Raw genomic sequence first — 20,396 nt, 5'->3', positions numbered from 1 at the left:
GCTGACTGCAGTGTGATAAACGAAAACGAGAGGTCGAGGGATGCCACTTCGCCAGCGGCAAAGCCGCCCCACCATCCCGGAGACCTGCCCGCCGGCGAGCACCCCAACCCCAAATCAACAAAACCGCGACGAGAAACGCCAACACGGCGCCCCTGGATGCCAACACGCCACCCCTACGCCAAGGCGTCGCTGACCTCCCGTGCGGCGTGGGCGACGAGGGGTCCGAACTCGGCAGCACGGTCGGGGGAGTACCGCTGCTCGGGCATGGAGACGGCGAGTGCGCCGACGGGCCGGCCGTGTCGGTCGACGATGGCGGCGCCGACGGCGCCGACGCCGTGGCGCCATCCGCTGGCGACGGTGGAGTACCCGGTTCGTCGGATGGTCGCGAGGTCGGCGAGGACGTCGTCGACGGTCGCGAGGGTGTGGTCGGAGTATTGCTGCAGGGGTTCGGCGAGCCAGGCGCGGGCTTCGTCGTCGTCGAGGGCGGCGAGGACGGCGCGGCCGCTGCAGCTGGCGTGCAGGGGGGCTGCGGTGCCGAGGCGGACCCAGGTGCGCACGGGTTGCATGCTGTCGAGTCGGTCGACGATGACCAGTGCTTCGTCGGGGTTCGTTGCGGTGTCGGTGAAGCTGGAGAGGTGGATGGTCTCGGCGGTGTCGTCGCGGAGTCGTTCCATGGTGTCGCGGGCGACTTCGCGGAGGCCGACGTCGTCGGAGGCGCGGAGGCCGACGGTCAGTGCCTTGCCGGTGAGGGCCCAGCGCGCCTTGTCGCCGTGTAGTGGTGCGATCCAGCCTGCTTCCTTGAGGGTGTGGAGGTAGCGCTGGGCCGAGCTTTTCGGGATGTCGGCGGCGCGGGCGACGGCGGTGACGCCGGCGGGCTGCAGGGTCGAGACGGTTTCCAGTACGCGTAATGCGGTCAGTGCGGCCCGGGTTCCCGTTTCCGGTTCGGTGGTCATGTTCGGACTCCCCCTTGACAGGTGTGGCTCAGGTCACGCAGCCTATCAGCCATGTTCCAAAGACAGGAACGTGTGCCAATAACCGGAACAGTGTTGTTCGTCCCGGGTGATCGCGCAGATCGCATCGGGAAGGCACTGGCCAGCGGGGCCGACACCGTTGTCGTGGACCTCGAGGACGCCGTCGACCCTGCCCGCAAGCAGCGGGCCAGGGAGCTGGTCGTCGAGACGCTCGCGGCGGTGACGTCGGCGGAGCGCCCGTCCACCGTCGTCCGTATCAACGCATCCGGCACCGAGTGGGCGGACGGGGACCTCGCCGCCGTTCGGCAGCTGGCCGGCGTGCTCGACGGTGTGCTCGTCCCCAAGGTCGAGGAACCCGAGGACGTGGCGGCGGTGCCCGACGAGCTGCCCGTCGCCGCGATCGTCGAAGGCGCAAGCGGCGTGTTCGCAGCCCGGGAGATCGCGGCACATCCCCGGGTGAACGCAATCCTGTTCGGATCGTTCGACCTGGCCGCCGAACTCGGGGTGACGCCGAGCGCGGACGGCCGCGAGTTGTTGCACGCACGGTCGCAGACCGTCCTGGCGTGCGCCGCGGCCGGAATCCCCGGGCCGATCGACGGCCCGCATCCGTCCATCGACGACCTGGACGGTCTCGCGCGAGGTGCGGCCGCCGCCCGCGAACTCGGTTTCACGGGCAAGGTCGTTCTGCACCCCAAGCAGATCGACACCGTGCGCGCGGCGTTCGCGCCGACGCAGGCGGAACTCGACCGGGCGCGCGAGGTCCTCGCCGCGTACCGGGCCGGCGACGGCACCGGTGCGCTCCGGCTGCCGGACGGCACGTTCGTCGACCGGCCCGTGGTCGTGCGGGCGGCCGGGTTGCTCGGACTCGACGCCGCGGAGGTGTTGTCATGACCGGATCGCCGCTGCCCCTGGACGGACTCGTCGTCACCGCCCTCGAACAGGCGGTGGCCGCACCGCTCGCCACGCGCAACCTCGCCGACCTCGGCGCGCGGGTGATCAAGATCGAACGGCCCGACGGCGGTGACTTCGCCCGCGGCTACGACCACGTCGTCGAGGGCATGTCCAGCATCTTCGTCTGGCTGAACCGCGGTAAGGAGTCCGTGCAGCTCGACCTGAAGTCCGCGGCGGGCCTGACGACCCTGCACGCACTGTTGGACCGCAGTGACGTCGTGGTGTCCAACCTCGCGCCGTCCGCCCGTAGGCGGATGGGCCTGACCGTCGACGAACTCCGCGCCGACCATCCGGACCTGATCGCGTGTTTCGTGTCCGGGTACCGCACGGGCGGTCCGAACGAGACGCGCAAGGCCTACGACGCGCTGATCCAGGCGGAGGCCGGGCACATGTCGATCACCGGATCACCGGGCGCGCCCGCGAAGACCGGGTCGTCGATCGCCGACATCGCGGCCGGCATGCAGGCGACCAGCGGCGTTCTCGCCGCGCTGCGGCACCGTGACCGCTTCGGTGAGGTGCTGCCGGTGGAGGTGTCGCTGTTCGACTCGTTGCTGGAGTGGATGGCCTATCCGCTGTACTTCGCCATGCACGGCGGGCAGTGGCCCGAGCCGATGGGTACGGCGCATCCGAACATCGCGCCGTACGGGGCGTTCCGGGCGGGCGACGGGGTGTCGGTGATGCTCGCCGTGCAGAACGAACGCGAATGGGCACGGCTGTGTTCCGACGTCCTCGGCGATCCGGATCTCACGACGGATCCGCGTTTCGCCTCGAACGCCGCTCGTGCCGCCCATCGGACGGAGCTCGACGCCGCGGTGGCGGCCGGGTTCGTCCGGTACTCCTCGGACGAGCTGGTCGAACGCCTCGACGCGGCGGCCATCGCGTGGAGCCGCTTGACCCCCGTCGGTGACCTGCCGAACCACGCCGAGGTCGCCGCGCCGGACCGGTGGGTCGAGACGCCGATCCCGGACTCGACGGTCCGCACGCTCCGCCCCACGGGAACACCGGGCGGGCGTGCGCCGGACCGTGCCGGCGTGCCCGCACTCGGGCAGCACACGGATGCGGTGCTCGCCGAGTTGGCGGTACCGCAGACGTCCGCACTACGGGAAGGACAGTGATGACCGTCCACACGGGATGGCAGGGGCGATTCTTCGAGGACTTCGTCGTCGGCGACGTCTTCGAGCATCCGCTCGGCCGCACGGTGACCACGACCGACAACATCTGGTTCACCCTGCTCACGCAGAACACGGCGCCGCTGCACTTCGACCACGAGTACGCCAAGCGCACCGAGTTCGGTCAGCCGTTGGTCAACTCGACGTTCACGCTGGCCCTCGTGGCGGGCCAGAGCGTCACCGACATCTCCCAGAACGTGTACGCCAACCTCGGCTGGACCGACATCACGTTGCCCAACCCGGTGTTCGAGGGCGACACGATCCATTCGCGCTCCGAGGTGTTGTCCACCCGGGAGTCGGCCTCGCGACCGGGGCTCGGCATCGTCACGGTCCGCACGACCGGATCCAAGCAGACCGGCGAGACGGTCATCGAGTACGTGCGCAGCGCGATGGTCTACAAACACGGCCACGGCCCGCGCGCCGACCGGACCCGAGGGGATCAACAGTGACCACAACGGAAAGCGATCTGCGGCGCGACCTTCGAGGGCTCATCGACCGGATCTGCGCCGACTACCCGGACGAGTACTGGCGCGACGTCGACGACCGGCGCAGGTATCCGGAGGAGTTCGTCGACGCCCTGACCACGACCGGCTGTCTCGGCGCGCTCGTACCGGAGGACTACGGCGGACTCGGCGTCGGCATCGGCGACGCCTCGGTGCTGTTGGAGCAGATCCACGCGAACGGCGGCAACGCGGCCGCGGTGCACGCCCAGCTGTACACGATGGGTTCGGTGCTGCGGCACGGTAGCGACGAGCAGAAGCGCCGATACCTGCCTGCGATCGCGTCGGGGGAGCTGCGCCTGCAGGCCTTCGGCATCACCGAGCCGACGGCCGGCACCGACACCACCAGCATCCGCACGACGGCCAAACCCGTCGCCGGAGGCTACGTCGTGAACGGCCAGAAGGTGTTCACCTCGCGGTTGCAGCACTCGGACCTGATGCTGCTGCTGGCGCGAACCACCCCGCGCGACCAGGTGGCGAAGCGGTCCGACGGCATCTCCCTGTTCCTCGTCGACCTGCGCGAGGCCGAGGGGATCGACGCCCGTCCACTGCGGACGATGGTCAACCACGAGACCAACGAGGTGTTCTTCAACGACGTGCACATCCCTGCCGACAGCCTCGTCGGTGAGGAGGGGCGCGGGTTCCGGTACGTGCTCGACGGGATGAACGCCGAACGCATCCTCGTCGCCTCGGAATGCATCGGGGACGGCCGCTGGTTCGTGCGCAGGGCCGCGAAGTACGCCACCGAGCGGGTGGTGTTCGACCGTCCCATCGGGCAGAACCAGGGCGTGCAGTTCCCGATCGCCCGCGCCTACGCCAACGTCGAGGCCGCCGACCTCATGCGCTGGAAGGCGTGCGACCTGTTCGACGCCGGCACGTTCTGCGGTGCCGAGGCGAACATGGCCAAGATGCTCGCGTCCGAGGCCTCGTGGGAGGCGGCCAATGCGGCGCTGCAGACCCACGGCGGTTACGGGTTCACCGCCGAGTACGACGTCGAACGCAAGTTCCGCGAGACGCGCCTGTACCAGGTGGCGCCGATCTCCACGAACCTGATCCTGTCCTACCTCGCCGAGCACGTATTGGGAATGCCTCGATCCTTCTGACTCTCCCCTGAAAGGACAATGGTGTCCACGGTGTCCACGACATGCGGTCCCCGCTTCGGTCTCGTGCTGTGCAGTCAGTTTCCCCGGGGTGACGATCCGAACGCGCGCTTCGCCGAGCAGATAGAGCAGGTGCGTTTCGCGCGCGACAACGGATTCGACTCGACCTGGGTGACCCAGCACTATCTGGCCGCGCCGTTCCAGTACCTGCATCCGTTGGCGGTGCTGTCCCGGGTGATTCCCGAATCCGGTGACATGCGGATCGGCACGGCGATCACGCTCATGGCACTCGGCAATCCGGTCGACCTGGCCGAGGAGCTTGCCACGATCGACATCATGAGCGGCGGCCGGCTCGTCGTCGGTGCCGGACTAGGTTACCGCGACGTCGAGTTCGACGCGTTCGGCGTCCCCCGCGACGAACGGCTGCGGCGGTTCCTCGACAACCTGTCCGTCGTCCGTCGACTGTGGACCGACGAGGAGGTGTCGTTCGAGAACGCAGCCGTGAAGCTCGACCGCGTGCGGCCGGCGCTGCGGCCCGTGCAGGAGCCGCACCCGCCGATCTGGTTGGCGGGACACACCGACGCGCGCTGCGCCGCACCGCCCGCATGGGGATGCCGTGGGTCGCGGCCGCCGCCCACGTCGACAAGGACTATCTGGCCGGCCAGGTGCGGTTCTTCCGTGAGGCGTGCGCCGAGCACGGGCGCACCGACGCCGAGGTGAACGTGCTGCAGGAGGTGTACGTCGGCGACACGGAGTCCTCGGCGATCGCCGACGTCAAGGACGCGCTCACGCTGAAGTACGCGGCCTACCGCGAATGGGGGCAGGACGCGATCCTGCCGGAGTCGCAGAGCTTCGACCGGGAGTTCGAGCAGTTGCGCCAGGGGCGTTTCATCCTGGGCGACGCCGACGGTTGCCGGTCGCAGCTGCGCGAACTGATCGCCGACGTCGGCCCCGCGAACATCCTGCTGCGTCCGCAATGGCCGGGCATGCCGCAGGAGCGAGTGCTGGCGAGCCTGCGCCGGCTCAGCGGGATCATCGCCGAGCTCGGCGGAACCGGGGGTGCGTCGTGAACGCCATGACGAGAAGGCAGGTGCTGTCGGCGGCGCTCGCGGGCGCGGCCGCCGCCGGACTCGCGGGCTGCGCGCGCAGCAGCGAGGGTGCCGGACCGACGTACCGCGCGACCACCTACATCCCGCCGTCCTACGACGATCTGTACCCGGGCATAGAGATGTTCATGGAGACGGCCACGAACCGCTCGGCGGGAGAGCTGTCGTTCGAGATGTTCGACTCGGGCACGTTGCTCTCGGCCGAGCAGTTGTTGCCGGGCCTGCAGATGGACGTCACCGACGTGACGTTCCAGACGAGCTCGTACGTGACCTCCACCTACCCGATCTTCGGCGCGATGCAACTGCCCTTCCACACCAACGACTTCGAGAAGTCCCGGCGCGCGGTGGACGTGGACGGTCCGCTGTTCGCCCTGACCAACGAGTGGCTGGCCGGGCAGAACGTGCGCATCCTCGGCGGGATGCCGACGGACTTCGAGTACGTGTGGACACTCGGTGCGCCGGTCCGCAGGCCGGAGGACCTGGCGGGCATGCGGATCCGGGTCGCCGGCGAGATCGAGGGCGCTACCGTGAAGGCCCTCGGCGGTGCTCCGGTTTTCATGGGCTCGTCCGAGGTCTACGAGGCGCTCGAACGGGGCACGATCGACGGGATGATCAGCTACCCCGGGACGATCGTCTCGCGCGATCTGCAGCAGATCGTCCGCTACGGCACCGCGGCCAAGTTCGGCCAGTACACAGTGGACGCTTACTGCCGCAAGGACTGGTACGACGGACTTCCCGCCGTGGCCCGGCAGGCGCTCGACAGCGCAGGCCGCCGCATCTACACGGACGGCACCGCGGCGATGGTCGAGGTGCACGAACGGGACTACCTGCCGGCGATCACCGATGCCGGCGTCGAGCTCGTCGAACTGTCCGAACGCGAGCTCGCCGACTTCCGCCGCGCCGTCGAGCCCGTGTACGGGCACTGGCGCTCGATGCTCGGTGACGCGGGACTCGCGGCACGGGCCGCCGAACTGATCGGAAGGGCGTGAACCCGATGGCCGTGCTCGACAGTCTGCGCCTGGCGTTGCGGCGCTTCTCACTGGCCCTCGCGTCGGTGTCGGTGGTGGCGATCGCCGGCATGATGCTGACGATCACCTACGACGTCCTCATGCGGTTCGCGTTCGCCGCGCCGACCGACTGGGCGTATCCGCTGAACGCGATGGGCGTGCTCGGCAGCACCATGCTCGCCCTGCCGTACCTCTACGTGCGGCGCCAACACATCGCGATGGACCTGCTCCATCGCTCGATGCGACCCGGTATGCGCAGGGCCTCCGACCTGGTGACGGCGGCCGCGACTGTCGTGTTCGGAGTCGTGCTCGCGGTGATGGCGCTACGCGGGCTGATCGTGTCGGTCGAGGGCGGGATGACCGGCGCCGGCACGTTCAACATCCCCAACTGGGTCGCTCATGCCGCACTGCTGGTGACCGGGGCGACGCTCGCGATCGCCGCCGTGGTGTTCCCGCCTACGGCGCCGGACGACGACGGGCCGACGAGCGCCGTTCCCGGCGAGGCCAGGACCGCGGCCGACGACGCCGGTCCGGAAGGAAGGTGACCCGCCGTGCTGCCTGAAGCCGTTGCCGTCGTCCTGGCCGTCGCGCTGTTGGTCGCGCTCATCGCGATCCGCGCGCCGATCTTCGTGGCCCTCGGTCTGTCCGGTGTGGTCGGACTGCTGCTGATCGGCGGGTTCGCCGAACTGGAACTCGTGCCGCTCGCGCTCGTCACGCAGTTGCAGAACTACACGTTGGTCGCCGCGCCGCTGTACATCCTGCTCGGCGAGGTCCTCGCCGTGAGCGGCGCGGGCCGTGATCTGTTCCGCACCGCGTACCGCTGGTTCAACCGGGTGCCCGGCGGTCTCGGCGTGTCCGCGGTGGGGTCGTCCACCGTGTTCGGCGCGATGTCGGGCGTGAGCATCTCGTCGGTCGCCGTCATCGGTCGGATGGCCGTGCCGGAGATGCTCCACCGCGGGTACAAACCCTCGTTCGCCTCGGGATCGGTCGTGGCGTCGGGTGCGCTGGCGATGCTGATCCCGCCGAGCCTGATGTTCCTGCTGTACTCGTCGATCACCGGAGAGAACGTCGCGGCCCTGTTCGCCGGCGGCATCGGCCCGGGCCTGCTGCTCGCGGTGCTGATGGGGATGTACGTGGTGGTGCGGGCGAAGTTCGCGCCACACAACGCCCCGCGCGGAGAGGACCGGTTCTCCTGGGGCGAGCGGATGCGCGCGCTCCGCCGGATCCTGCCGGCGTTGCTGTTGATCGCGCTCGTGCTGGGCTCGATCTACAGCGGGTTCGCGACGCCGACGGAGGCGGCCGCCGTGGGCGCGCTGTTGTCGTTCGCGATCGCGGGTCTGTGGTACCGCAATCTGACCTGGGCGAACTGCCGGCGGATCTTCGTGTCGACGGTCCAGGTGTCGGCGACGATCCTCGCGATCGTCGGTGCCGCGTTCGTGTTCACGCAGATGCTGGTGCTCGCGGACGTTCCGGCGACGGTGTCGTCGTTCGTCGTGGGACTGGACGTCTCGCCGTACGTCGTGATCGCCGGGATCATGGTCGTGCTGGTGCTGCTCGGGTGTCTCGTGGACGCGGCGTCGCTGCTGCTCGTCGTCACGCCGATCCTGGTGCCGGCGATCGTCGAGCTCGGGTTCGATCCGCTGTGGTTCGGCGTGCTGCTGGTCGTGAACCTCGAGATGGCCGTGATGACGCCGCCGGTCGGGCTGAACCTGTACACGATGAAATCGGTCGTGCCGCAACTCGACCTCAAGGAGATCTTCCGCGGAGTCCTGCCGTACCTGCTGATCGTGATGCTCGTGCTCGTCGCGGTCGTGGCCTTCCCCGAGATCGCGACGTTCCTGCCGGAGGTGCTCGGATGATCACCGAACTCGCCGAGTGGGCGGCCGGGTATCGGCCGACCGAGGCCGATGCCCGCGTGGCCCGGACCGCGCTGGTGGACACCGTCGCCGTGGCCCTCGCGGCCGAGGACGACCCGATCGTCGGAATCACGGCGGAACTGCCCGGACCCGCGCGCTGGGGCGCGATCGGCCACGTGCTCGACTTCGACGACGTGCATCTGCCCTCGACCTCCCACGTCAGCGTCGTGTGTGTGACGGCCGCGCTCGCCGCGGGCGGTGGCGAACGCGACTACCTCGTGGGCGCCGGGGTGATGGCCCGCCTCGGCGCCGCGCTGGGCTGGGAGCACTACGCGGCCGGATGGCACGCGACGTGCACGGCGGGTGCGCCCGCCGCGGCCGTGGCCGCCGGCAGCGCGATGGGCCTCGACGCCGAGGGGCTGACCCGCGCGATGGCGCTCGCCGTGCCGGGGGCGGGCGGGGTGCGCCGTTCGTTCGGGACGTCGGGCAAGTCGTTGCAGGTCGGCTTCGCCGTGGAGGCCGGCGTGCGGGCCGCGCGCCTGGCTGCCGCGGGCGCGAGTGCCGACCCCGGGGCCGTCGAGCAGTGGTTCTCGCTGGTGCGCGGCTCGGGCACGGTCGACGTCGCCGGAGGCGCGGTGCCGGCCGGGCTGGCGGTGAAACTGCACCCGTGTTGCTACGCGTTGCAACGCCCGATCGGCGCGGCTCGCGAGCTGCATGCCCGCGGGGTGCGGGCCGCCGACGTCGATCGGCTGACCGTCACGACCCCGGCCGGTGCGATGGCGCCGCTGCTCCACCACGACCCGCAGACCGGGCTGGAGGGCAAGTTCAGCATGGAGTACGCCGTCGCCGCGACGCTGCTCGATGCGTTCCCCGAGCTGCGCACGTTCACCGACGAGGCGGTGCGCAGGCCGGAGGCACGCCGGCTCGTGGAGCGGACGGAACTGGAGCTCCACGACGGCGGGACGGACCTGCTCGCCGGGGATGTCGCCATCACCGCGTCCCTCGTCGGCGGTGGTCGGGAGACCGCGCGGCTGCGGATCCCGCCCGGTCATCCCGACGCGCCGCCGTCGGAGGCCGAACTGGCCGCGAAGGTCACGGCGTGCGCCGGGCCGGAGCGGGCCGACGACGTCATGCACCTCGACTGGCCGGGCGCCGCCGACCTGCTCCGGTCCCGCTTCGGCTGAGCGAGCCTCACCCGTTGTTCTTGGCGGCCCTGAGGGATTCGTGGGTGGGGGCGTCGGGGACGTGGGCGGGGCGGTTCTTGGCGAACTCCTCGCGCAGCACCGGCACGACCTCCTCGCCGAGCATGTCGAGCTGCTCGAGGACGGTCTTGAGCGGCAGACCCGCGTGGTCGACGAGGAACAGCTGGCGCTGGTAGTCGCCCACGTTGTCGCGGAAGGTCAGTGTGCGGTCGATGACCTGCTGCGGGCTGCCCACGGTCAGCGGGGTCTGCGAGGTGAACTCCTCGAGCGACGGGCCGCCGCCGTAGACCGGCGCGTTGTCGAAGTAGGGCCGGAACTCGGAGACGGCGTCCTGCGAGTTCTTGCGCATGAACACCTGGCCGCCGAGGCCGACGATCGCCTTGTCGGCGCTGCCGTGGCCGTAGTGCTCGTAGCGCTGACGGTAGAACTCGACCATGCGCTGGGTGTGCTCGAACGGCCAGAAGATGTGGTTGTGGAAGAAGCCGTCGCCGTAGTAGGCGGCCTGTTCGGCGAGCTCGGGGCTGCGGATCGAGCCGTGCCAGACGAACGGGGGCACGCCGTCGAGCGGGCGGGGCGTGGCGGTGAAGCTCTGCAGCGGGGTGCGGAACTTGCCCTCCCAGTCGACGACGTCCTCACGCCACAGCTTGTGCAGCAGTGCGTAGTTCTCGAGGGCCAGCGGGATGCCCTGGCGGATGTCCTTGCCGAACCACGGGTACACGGGGCCGGTGTTGCCGCGGCCCATCATCAGGTCGACGCGGCCGTCGGCGAGGTGCTGCAGGTAGGCGTAGTCCTCGGCGAGGCGCACCGGGTCGTTGGTGGTGATGAGGGTCGTCGCGGTCGAGAGGATGATCCGCTCGGTCTGTGCCGCGATGTTGGCCAGCAGCACCGGCGGGTTCGGGGGAGCCGCGAAGGGCGGGTTGTGGTGTTCGCCGGTGGCGACGACGTCGAGCCCGACCTCCTCGGCCTTGAGGGCGATGCGCACCATCGCCTTGATCCGCTCGTTCTCGGTCGGAGTCGTGCCGTTGGTCGGGTCGGGGGTGACGTCCCCGACGGTGAAGATCCCGAACTGCATCGCTGCCACCTGCCTGAGTTAGTTGCGCGTTCAACTATCACTGTAACGGCAGTGACGGTGTGGTTGTTCCCGCACCCCCGCGACCGGGTCGGAATGCGGCGCCGCGGGTGATGCGTTGGGGCGGGATATGAAGGCGATCGTTCTCAACCAGTACGGCGGACCCGAGCAGCTGTCCGTCACCGAACACCCCGAACCCAAGGTCGCACCCGGTGAGGTCCTCATCCGGGTGAAGGCGGCCGGCGTCAACCCGGTCGACTGGAAACTCGCGACGGGCGGCCTCGACGCGCTCATGGAGACGCACCTGCCGTTGATTCCCGGCTGGGACGTCTCGGGCGTGGTGGAGGCGGTCGGCCTCGACGTCGAGGAGTACGCACCCGGCGACGAGGTGTTCGGCTACATCCGCAAGGACACGGTGCAGCTCGGCGCCTACGCCGAGTACGTGGCGGCGAACGTCCGGCTGATCGCGCCGAAGCCGGCGGCGCTGGACCGGGCGCAGGCGGCGGGCGTGCCGCTGGCCGGCCTGACCGCCTACCAGGCGTTGCGCAGGGTGGGCGTCACCTCGGGTGAGACGGTCCTCGTGCACGCGGCGGCCGGCGGCGTCGGCGCGTTCGGCGTGCAGATCGCCAAGGCCTGGGGCGCCCGCGTCATCGGCACGGCCAGCGAGCGCAACCACGAGTTCCTGCGGGAACTGGGCGCCGAGCCGGTCGCTACGGCGACGGCCTGGCCGATCGGGTGCGCGAACTCGCACCGGACGGCGTCGACGCGTCGGTCGACTTCGTCGGCGGTGACGAGCCCCTCGCGGTGTCGAAGGCCCTCGTGCCGGACGTCTCCCGGGTGGCGTCGATCGTCGACGACGGACCGCTGTCGGCCGGCGGCCGGCTCGTGTGGGTGCGGCCGAGCGCGGACGACCTGGCCGACCTGGGCAGGCTCGCCGACGAGGGCAAGCTTCGCGTGCACGTCGACCGGACCTATCCGCTCGAGGACGCCGCGCAGGCGTGGCAGGAGAGCCAGTCGGCCCGCGTGCGCGGCAAGCTCGTCCTGACCGTGGACTGACTGTGGGCCGACCCTGGATCAGACGCCGGACCGGGTGCGGCTGCTGATGCCGTAGGTCCGTCCGTACGTCGACTCGTCGCCGGTGACCTCGAGCAGGGCGGCGGCGAGGTCCGGGCGGAAGGTGCTGCCCGGCACGTTCCGGTCGAGTTCGAGCCGGAACGTGCCGGGCTTGTCCTCGTCGCGCAGGTACCCGGGCCGGAGCACGGTCCAGTCGAGATACTCGCCCTGGCTGTGCAGGTAGGCCTCCATGCGTTCCAGGTCGGGGTAGATCCGCCGGCCCCACAACCGGATCAGCGGCGTCAGGACGTGCCGGTCGAGCGCGTTCAGTCCGGCGCCGGAACGCAGTACGGGCTGGGCAGACGTCACCACGATGCGCCGGGTGTCCACCGCGCGCATGGCGGCGGCCAGGTGGATGATCCCCAGCATGCAGGTCGATTCCGGGTCGCGCGGCGACCGTTTCCCGAGCGCCGAGATGACCGCGTCGGTATCCGGAGGCAGGGGGATCGCGGGGTCGCGTGCGACGTCGGCCCGGAGCGTCGTCACGGCGTCGGGCGGGTCGTAGCGGCCGGGATCGCGCACGAGCGCCGTCACCCGATGTCCCGCACGTGCCGCCTGTTCCACCACGTGTCGCCCGGTCGCTCCCGACGCCCCTGCCACGACGATGTGCATAACCGACCCCCGTTCGACGGCAGCTGGTACAGCTTGCCTACTCGTGACGGTAAGGCTGTCGACCAGGTGTGGTCAAGGTGTACTAGTCGATCGACGGGCACGCGACGGCGCCGCGAAATGCCAACACGGCGACGCGGATTGCCAACACGGCGACGTGAAGTGCTGACACGCCCGCGTGGGGTGCTGACACGGCGTCGTGGGGTGCGGACACGGCGTGCCGGCGGCCCTCGGGCCGCCGGCACGTCTCGTTACTTCAGTTCGGCCGAGCTCTTGCCGAGCAGGCGGCGGGCCACGATGAGCTGCTGGATCTGCTGGGTGCCCTCGAAGATGTCGAGGATCTTCGAGTCGCGGCTCCACTTCTCCAGCATGGATTCCTCGGTGTAGCCGAAGGATCCGACGAGCTCGACGCAGCGGAGCGTGATGTCCACAACGGACCGTCCGGCCTTGGCCTTGGCCATGGACGCCTCGAGCGAGTTCGGCTTGCGGTTGTCGGCCATCCACGCGGATTCGAGCGTCAGCAGGTACGAGGCCTCGAAGTCGGCCTCGAGCTCGAGGAACGTGGCGGCCGCGGCGCTCTGCGCGTTGGCCGGCTTGTCGTAGTCGATCTCGACGCCCGCCTTCTCGAGCACCTCCCTGGTCTCCTCGAGGGCGGCGCGGGCGACACCGATGGCCATGGCGGCCACCAGGGGACGGGTGTTGTCGAAGGTCTGCATGACCCCCGCGAACCCCTTCTGGGTGTCGATCTCCGGGCTGCCGAGGAGGTTCTCCTTCGGCACGCGGCAGTTGTCGAACCGAAGCACGGCCGTGTCGGAGGCGCGGATGCCGAGCTTGTGCTCGAGGCGCACCACCTCGAAGCCGGGCGTGCCCTTCTCCACCACGAACGACTTGATCGCGGCGCGGCCCTTCGACTTGTCCAGTGTGGCCCACACGACGACGCAGTCGGCGCGCTCGCCGGCGGTGACGAAGATCTTCTCGCCGTTGAGCACGTACTCGTCGCCGTCGAGCTCGGCGGTCGCGCTCACGGCGGCCGAGTCCGAGCCGAAGCCCGGTTCGGTGATCGCCATGGCGGCCCACTTGCCCTTGAACCGCTCGAGCTGCTCGTCGTTGGCGACCGACGCGATGGCCGCGTTGCCGAGGCCCTGCCGCGGCATGGACAGCAGCAACGCCACGTCGCCCCAGCACATCTCGATCGTGCCCAGGACCGTGGACAGGTTGCCGCCGTTGCGGTTGCCCTTGTCCTTGTCGTCCTCGGACTTGCGCACGCCGGCCGCGCCCGCGCCGCCCTCGCCGGAGGAGTTCAGGCCGTCCAGCAGCGAGGCGAGCATGTCCAGTTCGGACGGATACGCGTGCTCGGCGCGGTCGTACTTGCGGGAGATCGGCCGGAACACCTCGGCCGCGGCCTGGTGCGCCTGGTTGACCAGCGTCCTGGCCTTCTTGGGGATCTCGAGGTTGATCACAATGAGCCCTTTCGCAGAATGCCGGTCTACAGCAGAACGATGCCGTCGAGGACGCCGATGGCGCGCAGGTCGCGGTACCACCGCTCGACCGGGTGCTCCTTGACGAAGCCGTGCCCGCCGAGCAGCTGCACGCCCGCGCTGCCGATCTGCATTCCCTTGTCCGTGGCCAACTTCCGCGCCAACGCCACCTCGCGGGCGTAGGAGCGGCCCTGCTCGGCGCGGGAGGCGGCCCGCAGCATCGTCAGCCGCATGCTCTCCAGCTCGATCGCGATGTCGGCGACCTGGAACGCCACACCCTGGCGGTGGCTGATCGGCTCGCCGAAGGCCTCCCGCTCGTTGACGTACGGGATCACGTAGTCCAGCACGGCCTTGCCCGTGCCGCAGGCGAGCGCGGCCCAGCCGATCCGCGACAGGCGCACGATCTCGGCGAACGTCTCGCGGTCACCGCCGCCCAGCAGCGCGCCGGCCGGCAGGTTCACCTTGTCGAGGACCAGCTTCGTGGTCGCCGCGCCGCGCAGGCCCATCGCAGGCTCGGCCTCGACCGACACGCCCGACGTACCCGATTCGACGATGAACAGCGCCGGTCCACGGCCCTCGAGGTCGGCCGAGACGACGAACAGCTCGGCGTCAGCGCCGCGCGGGACGAGCGCCTTGACGCCGTCCAGCCGGTAGCCGTTCGGGGTGCGCTTGGCCCGCGTCCGCGGGGCGAACGGGTCGAACAGCGGCGTGTGCTCCTGCAGGACGAGGGCCGCCGCGGGCACGTGCTCGCCCGCGAACGCAGGTACGTACGTCGCCTGCTGGTCGGCATCGCCCCACTGCACCAGGGCCGTGCTGACGGCCGACGGGGCGAGGACGGCGACGGCGAGGCCGAGGTCGCCGTGCGCCAGCGCCTCGGCGACCAGCGCGCCTGTGACCACCGAACGCTCGGAGCCGACGCCGTCGAGCTCCTCGGGGATGCCGATCTGCGTCACGCCGAGCTCCGCGGCGCGCGTCAGCAGGCCGTCCGGCGGGGCGAGCTTGTCGTCGGCCTCGGCCGCGGCCGGCCGCAGCTGCTCGGCCGCGAAGTCGCCGACCGTCTCGACGATCATCTGCTGCTCTTCGGTCGGCTCGAGGTCGAACAGGGTCGCCTCGGGCGCCTTCTCCAACCGGGCGGGTTGACGCAGTCGCGTCGCCGCCTTGAACGTCCGATTCGCCGCACCCGCGGCCTGGAACCCGGTTCGCGTCGTCTGCTTGACGATGCTCTCCACCGGGTTGCGCAGTCCTGCGCGGTCGAGCAGCTTGCTGCCTGCCAGCCGGTTCAACGCGGCGAGGCCGAGCCCCATGGCGTCGCGCCCCTGCTGCGGATTCTGTCGAGCCACAGTTGTCCCCTTCGGTTACCTACTCGCGAGTAGGTTAACCCGAACACTGCCGACTCGCCAGTAGGGTCCCGGTGATTCGACCGTGCCCGGCGGCTCACCGGCCGAGGACGGCGGCCATCAGGCTGGTCAGCTCGGCGGTCAGGTTCGGCCTGCGGTTGACGCGGCGGGTGCGGGTGAGGTCGTTGGCCACGGTCAGCGCCGCGTGCACGGTGATGCGGGCCTCCTTGGTGTCCAGCTCCGGACGGGCGGCGTCGAGCAGCTGCACCCAGCGGGCGACGTAGTCGCGTTGGATTCGCAGCAGCTCCGGCCGGTCGCGTTCGTCGATGTGCACGCGGTCGGCCGAGAACGACACGAGCAGCTCGCCCGGCCCGGTGAGGGTCGCCGCGTACGACTCGGCGAGCCGGTGCAGCGCGGGCCACTCGCCGTCGGCGCGCAGGGCGTCCTCGGCGCCGCGGGTCAGGCGCTCGCCCGCCCGGCGTCCGATCGCGGCCAGCAGATTCGCCTTGCTGGGGAAGTGCCGGTACACGCTGGGCCCGGCGATCCCGGCGGCCCGCCCGATGTCGTCCATGCTCACCGCGGTGAACCCGTGGGCCCGGAACAGTTCGGTGGCGGCGGTGAGGATCTGCTCGCGGCGCGCCGGCGGGGCCAGTGGAACGCCGTTGCCCTCCGGTTCGGCGTCGGTCGCCGGCCCGGTCGGCAGTTCGGCGTGCAGCACGCGCAGGGCGATGTCGACCAGCAGTTGCTCGAAGCGGCGTTTCGGCACGCTCGTGCGGTGCACGGACACGCTGCCGAACACCGACAGGCACGCCCAGCACAGCAGTTCGGCGTCCTCGGGCGAGAGCTCCGGGCGCACCCGCAGCAGGACCTTCGTCCAGGCCGACAGGATCGCTGTGGACCGTTCCCGCAGGTCGCGCTGGGTGTCGGCGTCGAGATGCCGACCCTCCCAGCGCCACAGCGCGGCGACGTCGCGGCGTTCGACGGACTTGGCGGCGAGTTCGCCCAGCAGCAGGCGCACCTGCTCCGGGGTCGGGTCCTGTGCGGAGGTCAGTGCCGCGTCGGTGGCGGCCTCGAGCTCGGCGACGCCCGCGCTCAGCACGTGCGCGAGGATCGCCTGCTTGTCCTTGAAATGCCGGTACAGCGCCGGCCCGGTGATGCCGGCGGCCGCGGCGATGTCGTTGATGCCGACACCGTGATAGCCGCGTGCACGCAGCAGCTCGGCCGCGACGGCGGCCAGCTGCGTCTTGCGGTCGCGTGGGCGTTTACTGCCCCGTGGTGTCGGTGCCATAGGTGAGACAACTTTAGCGCCGACTCTTCGGTTGGCAACTGGTTGACAACGTGCGGTTTCGGCGGATTATGTTAGTAGCGATTAGCACCCTTCATGGACACTGTCGACCATGTCGGCTGCGGGGTTCTGCCGCCAGCCGCGAGGAAGGACCGTTGGTGTGAGTACAGAGGCGTTCATCTACGAGGCGATCCGCACGCCTCGTGGCAAGAACAAGGGCGGAGCCCTGCACGGAACGAAGCCGGTGGACCTGGTGACGGGCCTGCTCGACGAGCTCAAGAGCCGGCACCCGGGTCTCGACCCGGCCAAGATCGAGGACATCATCCTGGGCGTCGTGTCGCCGGTCGGCGACCAGGGCGCCGACATCGCCCGCGGCGCCGCGATGGCGGGCGGCCTTCCCGACACGGTGGCGGGTGTGCAGCTCAACCGCTTCTGCTCGTCCGGGCTCGAGGCCGTCAACCAGGCCGCCGCGCGCATCCGCTCCGGCTGGGAGGGACTGCTGCTGGCCGGTGGCGTCGAGTCGATGTCGCGAGTACCGATGGGCAGCGACGGCGGTGCGATGTTCACCGACCCGGCGACCAACTACGACACCTACTTCGTCCCGCAGGGCATCGGCGCCGACCTGATCGCGACGCTCGAGGGTTTCTCCCGTGAGGACGTCGACCGCTTCGCGGTCCGCTCGCAGGACAAGGCCGAGGCCGCGTGGTCGGGCGGGTACTTCGCCAAGTCGGTCGTACCGGTCAAGGACATCAACGGCGTGACGATCCTCGACCACGACGAGCACCGCCGTCCCGGCACCACCGTCGAGGACCTGGGCAAGCTCCGTCCGGCCTTCGAGGGCATCGGCGAGATGGGCGGCTTCGACGCGGTGGCGCTGCAGAAGTACCACCACGTCGAGAAGATCGACCACGTGCACACCGGTGGCAACTCCTCCGGCATCGTCGACGGCGCCGCGCTGGTGCTGATCGGCAACGAGCAGGTCGGCAAGGACCTGGGCCTGACCCCGCGCGCCCGCATCGTCTCGGCCGCGATCACCGGCTCCGACCCGACGATCATGCTCACCGGTCCGACCCCGGCCACCGAGAAGGTGCTGGCGCAGGCCGGCATGACCACCGACGACATCGACCTGTTCGAGCTGAACGAGGCGTTCGCCTCCGTGGTCATGAAGTGGATGAAGGACCTGAAGCTCCCCGAGGAGAAGGTCAACGTCAACGGCGGCGCCATCGCCATGGGTCACCCGCTCGGTGCCACCGGCGCGATGATCCTCGGCACGATGGTCGACGAGTTGGAGCGGCGCCAGGCGCGGCGCGCACTGACGTCGCTGTGCATCGGCGGCGGCATGGGTATCGGCACGATCATCGAGCGTGTGTGAGGGCGAGCGACAACAATGACTGAAGCCAAGACCATTCGCTGGGAGCAGGACTCCGACGGCATCGTCACGCTGACGATGGACGACCCGAAGCAGTCCGCCAACACGATGAACGCCGACTACCGCGAGTCGATGGGCATCATCGTCGACCGGCTGGAGGCGGAGAAGGACTCCATCACCGGTGTCGTGCTCACGTCGGCGAAGAAGACGTTCTTCGCGGGCGGAGACCTGAACGACCTGATCAAGGCGACCCCCGAGGACGCCGAGCAGGTCACCGCCTCGGGCAACGAGCTCAAGCGGCAGCTGCGCCGGCTCGAGACGTTCGGCAAGCCCGTCGTCGCGGCCGTCAACGGCGCGGCGCTGGGCGGCGGCCTCGAGATCGCACTGGCCTGCCACCGCCGCATCGTCGCCGACGTCAAGGGCACCGTGATCGGCCTGCCCGAGGTGACGCTCGGCCTGCTGCCCGGTGGCGGCGGCATCGTCCGCACCGTCCGGTTGCTCGGCATCCAGAGCGCGATCATGGACGTGCTCGTTCAGGGCCAGCGGCACAAGCCGGCCAAGGCGCTCGAACTCGGCCTCGTGCACGAGCTCGTGTCCTCTGTGGACGAACTGGTGCCCGCGGCGAAGGCGTGGATCAAGGACAACCCCGAGGGCGGCGTGCAGCCGTGGGACCAGAAGGGCTTCAAGATCCCCGGCGGCTCGCCGTCGAACCCGTCGTTCGCTGCGAACCTGCCCGCGTTCCCCGCGAACCTGCGCAAGCAGCTCAAGGGCGCGCCCATGCCGGCACCGCGGGCGATCCTGGCCGCCGCCGTCGAGGGGGCCCAGGTCGACGTCGACACCGCGGCCCTGATCGAGACCCGCTACTTCGTCAGCCTCGTCACCGGCCAGGTCGCGAAGAACATGACGAAGGCGTTCTTCTTCGACCTCCAGGCCATCAACGCAGGTGGTTCGCGGCCGGACGGCCACGAGCAGTTCCAGGCGAAGAAGGTCGGCGTGCTCGGCGCCGGCATGATGGGCGCGGCCATCGCGTACGTGTCGGCCAAGGCCGGCATCGACGTCGTGCTCAAGGACGTGTCCCAGGAGAACGCCGAGAAGGGCAAGGGCTACGCCGCCAAGCTCGAGGAGAAGGCGCTCAAGCGGGGCAAGACCACGCAGGAGCGCTCCGACGAGCTGCTCGGTCGGATCACGCCGACCGCCGATCCGGCCGACCTCAAGGGCGTCGACTTCGTCATCGAGGCCGTCTTCGAGAGCACCGAGCTCAAGCACAAGGTGTTCCAGGAGATCGAGGACGTCGTCAACCCGGACGCGGTGCTCGGCTCCAACACCTCCACGCTGCCCATCACCGGCCTGGCCGAGGGCGTGCAGCGGCAGGAGGACTTCATCGGCATCCACTTCTTCTCGCCGGTGGACAAGATGCCGCTCGTGGAGATCATCCGCGGCGAGAAGACCTCCGACGCGACGCTGGCGAAGGTCTTCGACTACACGCTGCAGATCAAGAAGACGCCGATCGTCGTGAACGACAGCCGCGGCTTCTTCACCTCGCGCGTCATCGGCACGTTCATCAACGAGGCCGTCGCCGCGCTCGGCGAGGGTGTCGAGCCCGCCAGCATCGAGCAGGCCGGATCGCAGGCCGGATACCCGGCCCCGCCGCTGCAGCTGATGGACGAGCTCACGCTCACGCTGCCGCGCAAGATCCGCCTGGAGACCAGGGAGGCCGTCGAGGCCGCGGGCGCACGTGGCAGCCGCACCCGTCGGAGGCCGTCATCGACCGGATGATCGACGAGTACGACCGCAAGGGCCGTTCGTCGGGCGCCGGGTTCTACGAGTACGACGACGAGGGCAAGCGCACCCAGCTGTGGCCGGGCCTGCGCGAGGCGTTCAACGCGGGCAGCGGCGAGGTGCCGTTCACCGACCTCAAGGAGCGCATGCTCTTCGCCGAGGCCCTCGAAACCGTGAAGTGCTTCGACGAGGGCGTGCTCAACACCGTGGAGGACGCCAACATCGGCTCGATCATGGGCATCGGCTTCCCGCCGTGGACCGGTGGCGTGATCCAGTACATCAACGGTTACCCGGGCGGGCTGAAGGGCTTCGTGGCGCGGTCGAGGGAACTCGCCGCGCGCTACGGCGACCACTTCGAACCGCCGGCCTCGTTGGTGGAGAAGGCCGAGAAGGGCGAGATCTACGAGTGATCGCCTGAACCACCCGTGATCGCAACGAGGCCGCCCCGGTGCCGAGCACCGGGGCGGCCTCGCCGTGTCAGCACCCCACGTCGCC

The 20,396-nt window shown here is 69.9% G+C and carries 17 protein-coding genes and 2 pseudogenes; 13 read left to right on the top strand and 6 right to left on the bottom strand.

The features are described from left to right. Positions 1–173: 173 nt before the first annotated feature. Positions 174–953, bottom strand: coding sequence for an IclR family transcriptional regulator (locus BJF85_RS12570; protein WP_075847513.1), 780 nt, complete (start codon positions 951–953; stop codon positions 174–176). Positions 954–1,004: 51 nt separating this feature from the next. Between BJF85_RS12570 and BJF85_RS12565 the strand changes: the two genes are divergently transcribed. The 10 genes from BJF85_RS12565 to BJF85_RS12520 are packed head-to-tail and all read left to right on the top strand — an operon-like array spanning position 1,005 to position 9,844. Beyond that, positions 1,005–1,862, top strand: a complete 858-nt coding sequence (locus BJF85_RS12565; protein WP_075847511.1) for a CoA ester lyase — start codon at positions 1,005–1,007, stop codon at positions 1,860–1,862. Next, the gene (locus BJF85_RS12560; RefSeq protein ID WP_075847509.1) at positions 1,859–3,037 is read left to right on the top strand and encodes a CaiB/BaiF CoA-transferase family protein; all 1,179 of its coding nucleotides are present in this window, start codon (positions 1,859–1,861) and stop codon (positions 3,035–3,037) included. Before BJF85_RS12565 ends, BJF85_RS12560 begins: the two co-directional genes overlap by 4 nt. Further along, positions 3,037–3,540, top strand: a complete 504-nt coding sequence (locus BJF85_RS12555) for a MaoC family dehydratase (RefSeq protein WP_075847507.1) — start codon at positions 3,037–3,039, stop codon at positions 3,538–3,540. The genes BJF85_RS12560 and BJF85_RS12555 overlap by 1 nt, the downstream gene beginning before the upstream one ends. Beyond that, positions 3,537–4,694, top strand: a complete 1,158-nt coding sequence (locus BJF85_RS12550; RefSeq protein ID WP_075847505.1) for an acyl-CoA dehydrogenase family protein — start codon at positions 3,537–3,539, stop codon at positions 4,692–4,694. The genes BJF85_RS12555 and BJF85_RS12550 overlap by 4 nt, the downstream gene beginning before the upstream one ends. 30 nt (positions 4,695–4,724) lie before the next feature. Then, complete coding sequence (locus BJF85_RS12545; RefSeq protein WP_158056933.1) at positions 4,725–5,411, top strand: LLM class flavin-dependent oxidoreductase; 687 nt, start codon at positions 4,725–4,727, stop codon at positions 5,409–5,411. Then, entirely contained in the window at positions 5,408–5,761 is a 354-nt protein-coding gene (locus BJF85_RS28000; protein ID WP_158056931.1) for a hypothetical protein, read from the top strand. Before BJF85_RS12545 ends, BJF85_RS28000 begins: the two co-directional genes overlap by 4 nt. 5 nt (positions 5,762–5,766) lie before the next feature. Continuing rightward, the gene (locus tag BJF85_RS12535) at positions 5,767–6,786 is read left to right on the top strand and encodes a TRAP transporter substrate-binding protein (RefSeq protein ID WP_075847598.1); all 1,020 of its coding nucleotides are present in this window, start codon (positions 5,767–5,769) and stop codon (positions 6,784–6,786) included. A 5-nt stretch (positions 6,787–6,791) separates the two neighbouring features. After that, positions 6,792–7,349, top strand: a complete 558-nt coding sequence (locus BJF85_RS12530) for a TRAP transporter small permease (RefSeq protein WP_139320600.1) — start codon at positions 6,792–6,794, stop codon at positions 7,347–7,349. Positions 7,350–7,355: 6 nt separating this feature from the next. After that, positions 7,356–8,663 carry a TRAP transporter large permease gene (locus BJF85_RS12525; protein ID WP_222844545.1) on the top strand — a complete coding sequence of 436 codons (1,308 nt, stop codon included), beginning with the start codon at positions 7,356–7,358 and terminating at the stop codon, positions 8,661–8,663. After that, the gene (locus tag BJF85_RS12520) at positions 8,660–9,844 is read left to right on the top strand and encodes an MmgE/PrpD family protein (RefSeq protein WP_075847497.1); all 1,185 of its coding nucleotides are present in this window, start codon (positions 8,660–8,662) and stop codon (positions 9,842–9,844) included. Before BJF85_RS12525 ends, BJF85_RS12520 begins: the two co-directional genes overlap by 4 nt. A 7-nt stretch (positions 9,845–9,851) precedes the next feature. Here BJF85_RS12520 and BJF85_RS12515 read toward each other — a convergent pair whose 3' ends face one another. After that, positions 9,852–10,934: an LLM class flavin-dependent oxidoreductase gene (locus BJF85_RS12515; RefSeq protein WP_075847495.1), complete on the bottom strand. Its 1,083-nt coding sequence runs from the start codon at positions 10,932–10,934 to the stop codon at positions 9,852–9,854. A gap of 127 nt (positions 10,935–11,061) precedes the next feature. Here BJF85_RS12515 and BJF85_RS12510 point away from each other — a divergent pair. Beyond that, positions 11,062–11,987 (top strand): annotated as a pseudogene (locus tag BJF85_RS12510) (NADP-dependent oxidoreductase). Between the two features lie 18 nt (positions 11,988–12,005). Here the strand turns inward: BJF85_RS12510 and BJF85_RS12505 are convergent. The 4 genes from BJF85_RS12505 to BJF85_RS12490 form a co-directional block, all read right to left on the bottom strand. Continuing rightward, on the bottom strand, positions 12,006–12,656 hold the full coding sequence (locus tag BJF85_RS12505; RefSeq protein ID WP_075847493.1) for an NAD(P)-dependent oxidoreductase: 651 nt from the start codon (positions 12,654–12,656) through the stop codon (positions 12,006–12,008). Positions 12,657–12,904: 248 nt separating this feature from the next. Further along, positions 12,905–14,113 carry an acyl-CoA dehydrogenase family protein gene (locus BJF85_RS12500; RefSeq protein WP_075847491.1) on the bottom strand — a complete coding sequence of 403 codons (1,209 nt, stop codon included), beginning with the start codon at positions 14,111–14,113 and terminating at the stop codon, positions 12,905–12,907. A gap of 26 nt (positions 14,114–14,139) precedes the next feature. Then, positions 14,140–15,435: an acyl-CoA dehydrogenase family protein gene (locus BJF85_RS12495; protein ID WP_187346909.1), complete on the bottom strand. Its 1,296-nt coding sequence runs from the start codon at positions 15,433–15,435 to the stop codon at positions 14,140–14,142. A 130-nt stretch (positions 15,436–15,565) separates the two neighbouring features. Further along, complete coding sequence (locus tag BJF85_RS12490) at positions 15,566–16,756, bottom strand: TetR/AcrR family transcriptional regulator (protein ID WP_075847487.1); 1,191 nt, start codon at positions 16,754–16,756, stop codon at positions 15,566–15,568. Positions 16,757–16,913: 157 nt separating this feature from the next. Here BJF85_RS12490 and BJF85_RS12485 point away from each other — a divergent pair, with 157 nt between their 5' ends. Continuing rightward, entirely contained in the window at positions 16,914–18,125 is a 1,212-nt protein-coding gene (locus tag BJF85_RS12485) for an acetyl-CoA C-acetyltransferase (protein WP_075847485.1), read from the top strand. Between the two features lie 15 nt (positions 18,126–18,140). Continuing rightward, positions 18,141–20,311, top strand: a pseudogene (locus tag BJF85_RS12480) (3-hydroxyacyl-CoA dehydrogenase NAD-binding domain-containing protein). Positions 20,312–20,396: the final 85 nt, after the last annotated feature.

It is taken from the genome of Saccharomonospora sp. CUA-673 (assembly GCF_001942305.1).
Lineage (GTDB): Bacteria > Actinomycetota > Actinomycetes > Mycobacteriales > Pseudonocardiaceae > Prauserella.
The sequence above is the reverse complement of the archived record's forward strand: the minus strand, read 5'-3'. Positions and strand labels throughout refer to the sequence as shown.

Coding starts and splice junctions, on each gene's coding strand:
- BJF85_RS12570 (WP_075847513.1), bottom strand. CDS start 953: ATGACCACCGAACCGGAAACGGGAACCCGGGCCGCACTGACCGCATTA.
- BJF85_RS12565 (WP_075847511.1), top strand. CDS start 1,005: ATGTTCCAAAGACAGGAACGTGTGCCAATAACCGGAACAGTGTTGTTC.
- BJF85_RS12560 (WP_075847509.1), top strand. CDS start 1,859: ATGACCGGATCGCCGCTGCCCCTGGACGGACTCGTCGTCACCGCCCTC.
- BJF85_RS12555 (WP_075847507.1), top strand. CDS start 3,037: ATGACCGTCCACACGGGATGGCAGGGGCGATTCTTCGAGGACTTCGTC.
- BJF85_RS12535 (WP_075847598.1), top strand. CDS start 5,767: ATGACGAGAAGGCAGGTGCTGTCGGCGGCGCTCGCGGGCGCGGCCGCC.
- BJF85_RS12530 (WP_139320600.1), top strand. CDS start 6,792: ATGGCCGTGCTCGACAGTCTGCGCCTGGCGTTGCGGCGCTTCTCACTG.
- BJF85_RS12520 (WP_075847497.1), top strand. CDS start 8,660: ATGATCACCGAACTCGCCGAGTGGGCGGCCGGGTATCGGCCGACCGAG.
- BJF85_RS12515 (WP_075847495.1), bottom strand. CDS start 10,934: ATGCAGTTCGGGATCTTCACCGTCGGGGACGTCACCCCCGACCCGACC.
- BJF85_RS12505 (WP_075847493.1), bottom strand. CDS start 12,656: ATGCACATCGTCGTGGCAGGGGCGTCGGGAGCGACCGGGCGACACGTG.
- BJF85_RS12495 (WP_187346909.1), bottom strand. CDS start 15,435: ATGGGGCTCGGCCTCGCCGCGTTGAACCGGCTGGCAGGCAGCAAGCTG.
- BJF85_RS12490 (WP_075847487.1), bottom strand. CDS start 16,756: ATGGCACCGACACCACGGGGCAGTAAACGCCCACGCGACCGCAAGACG.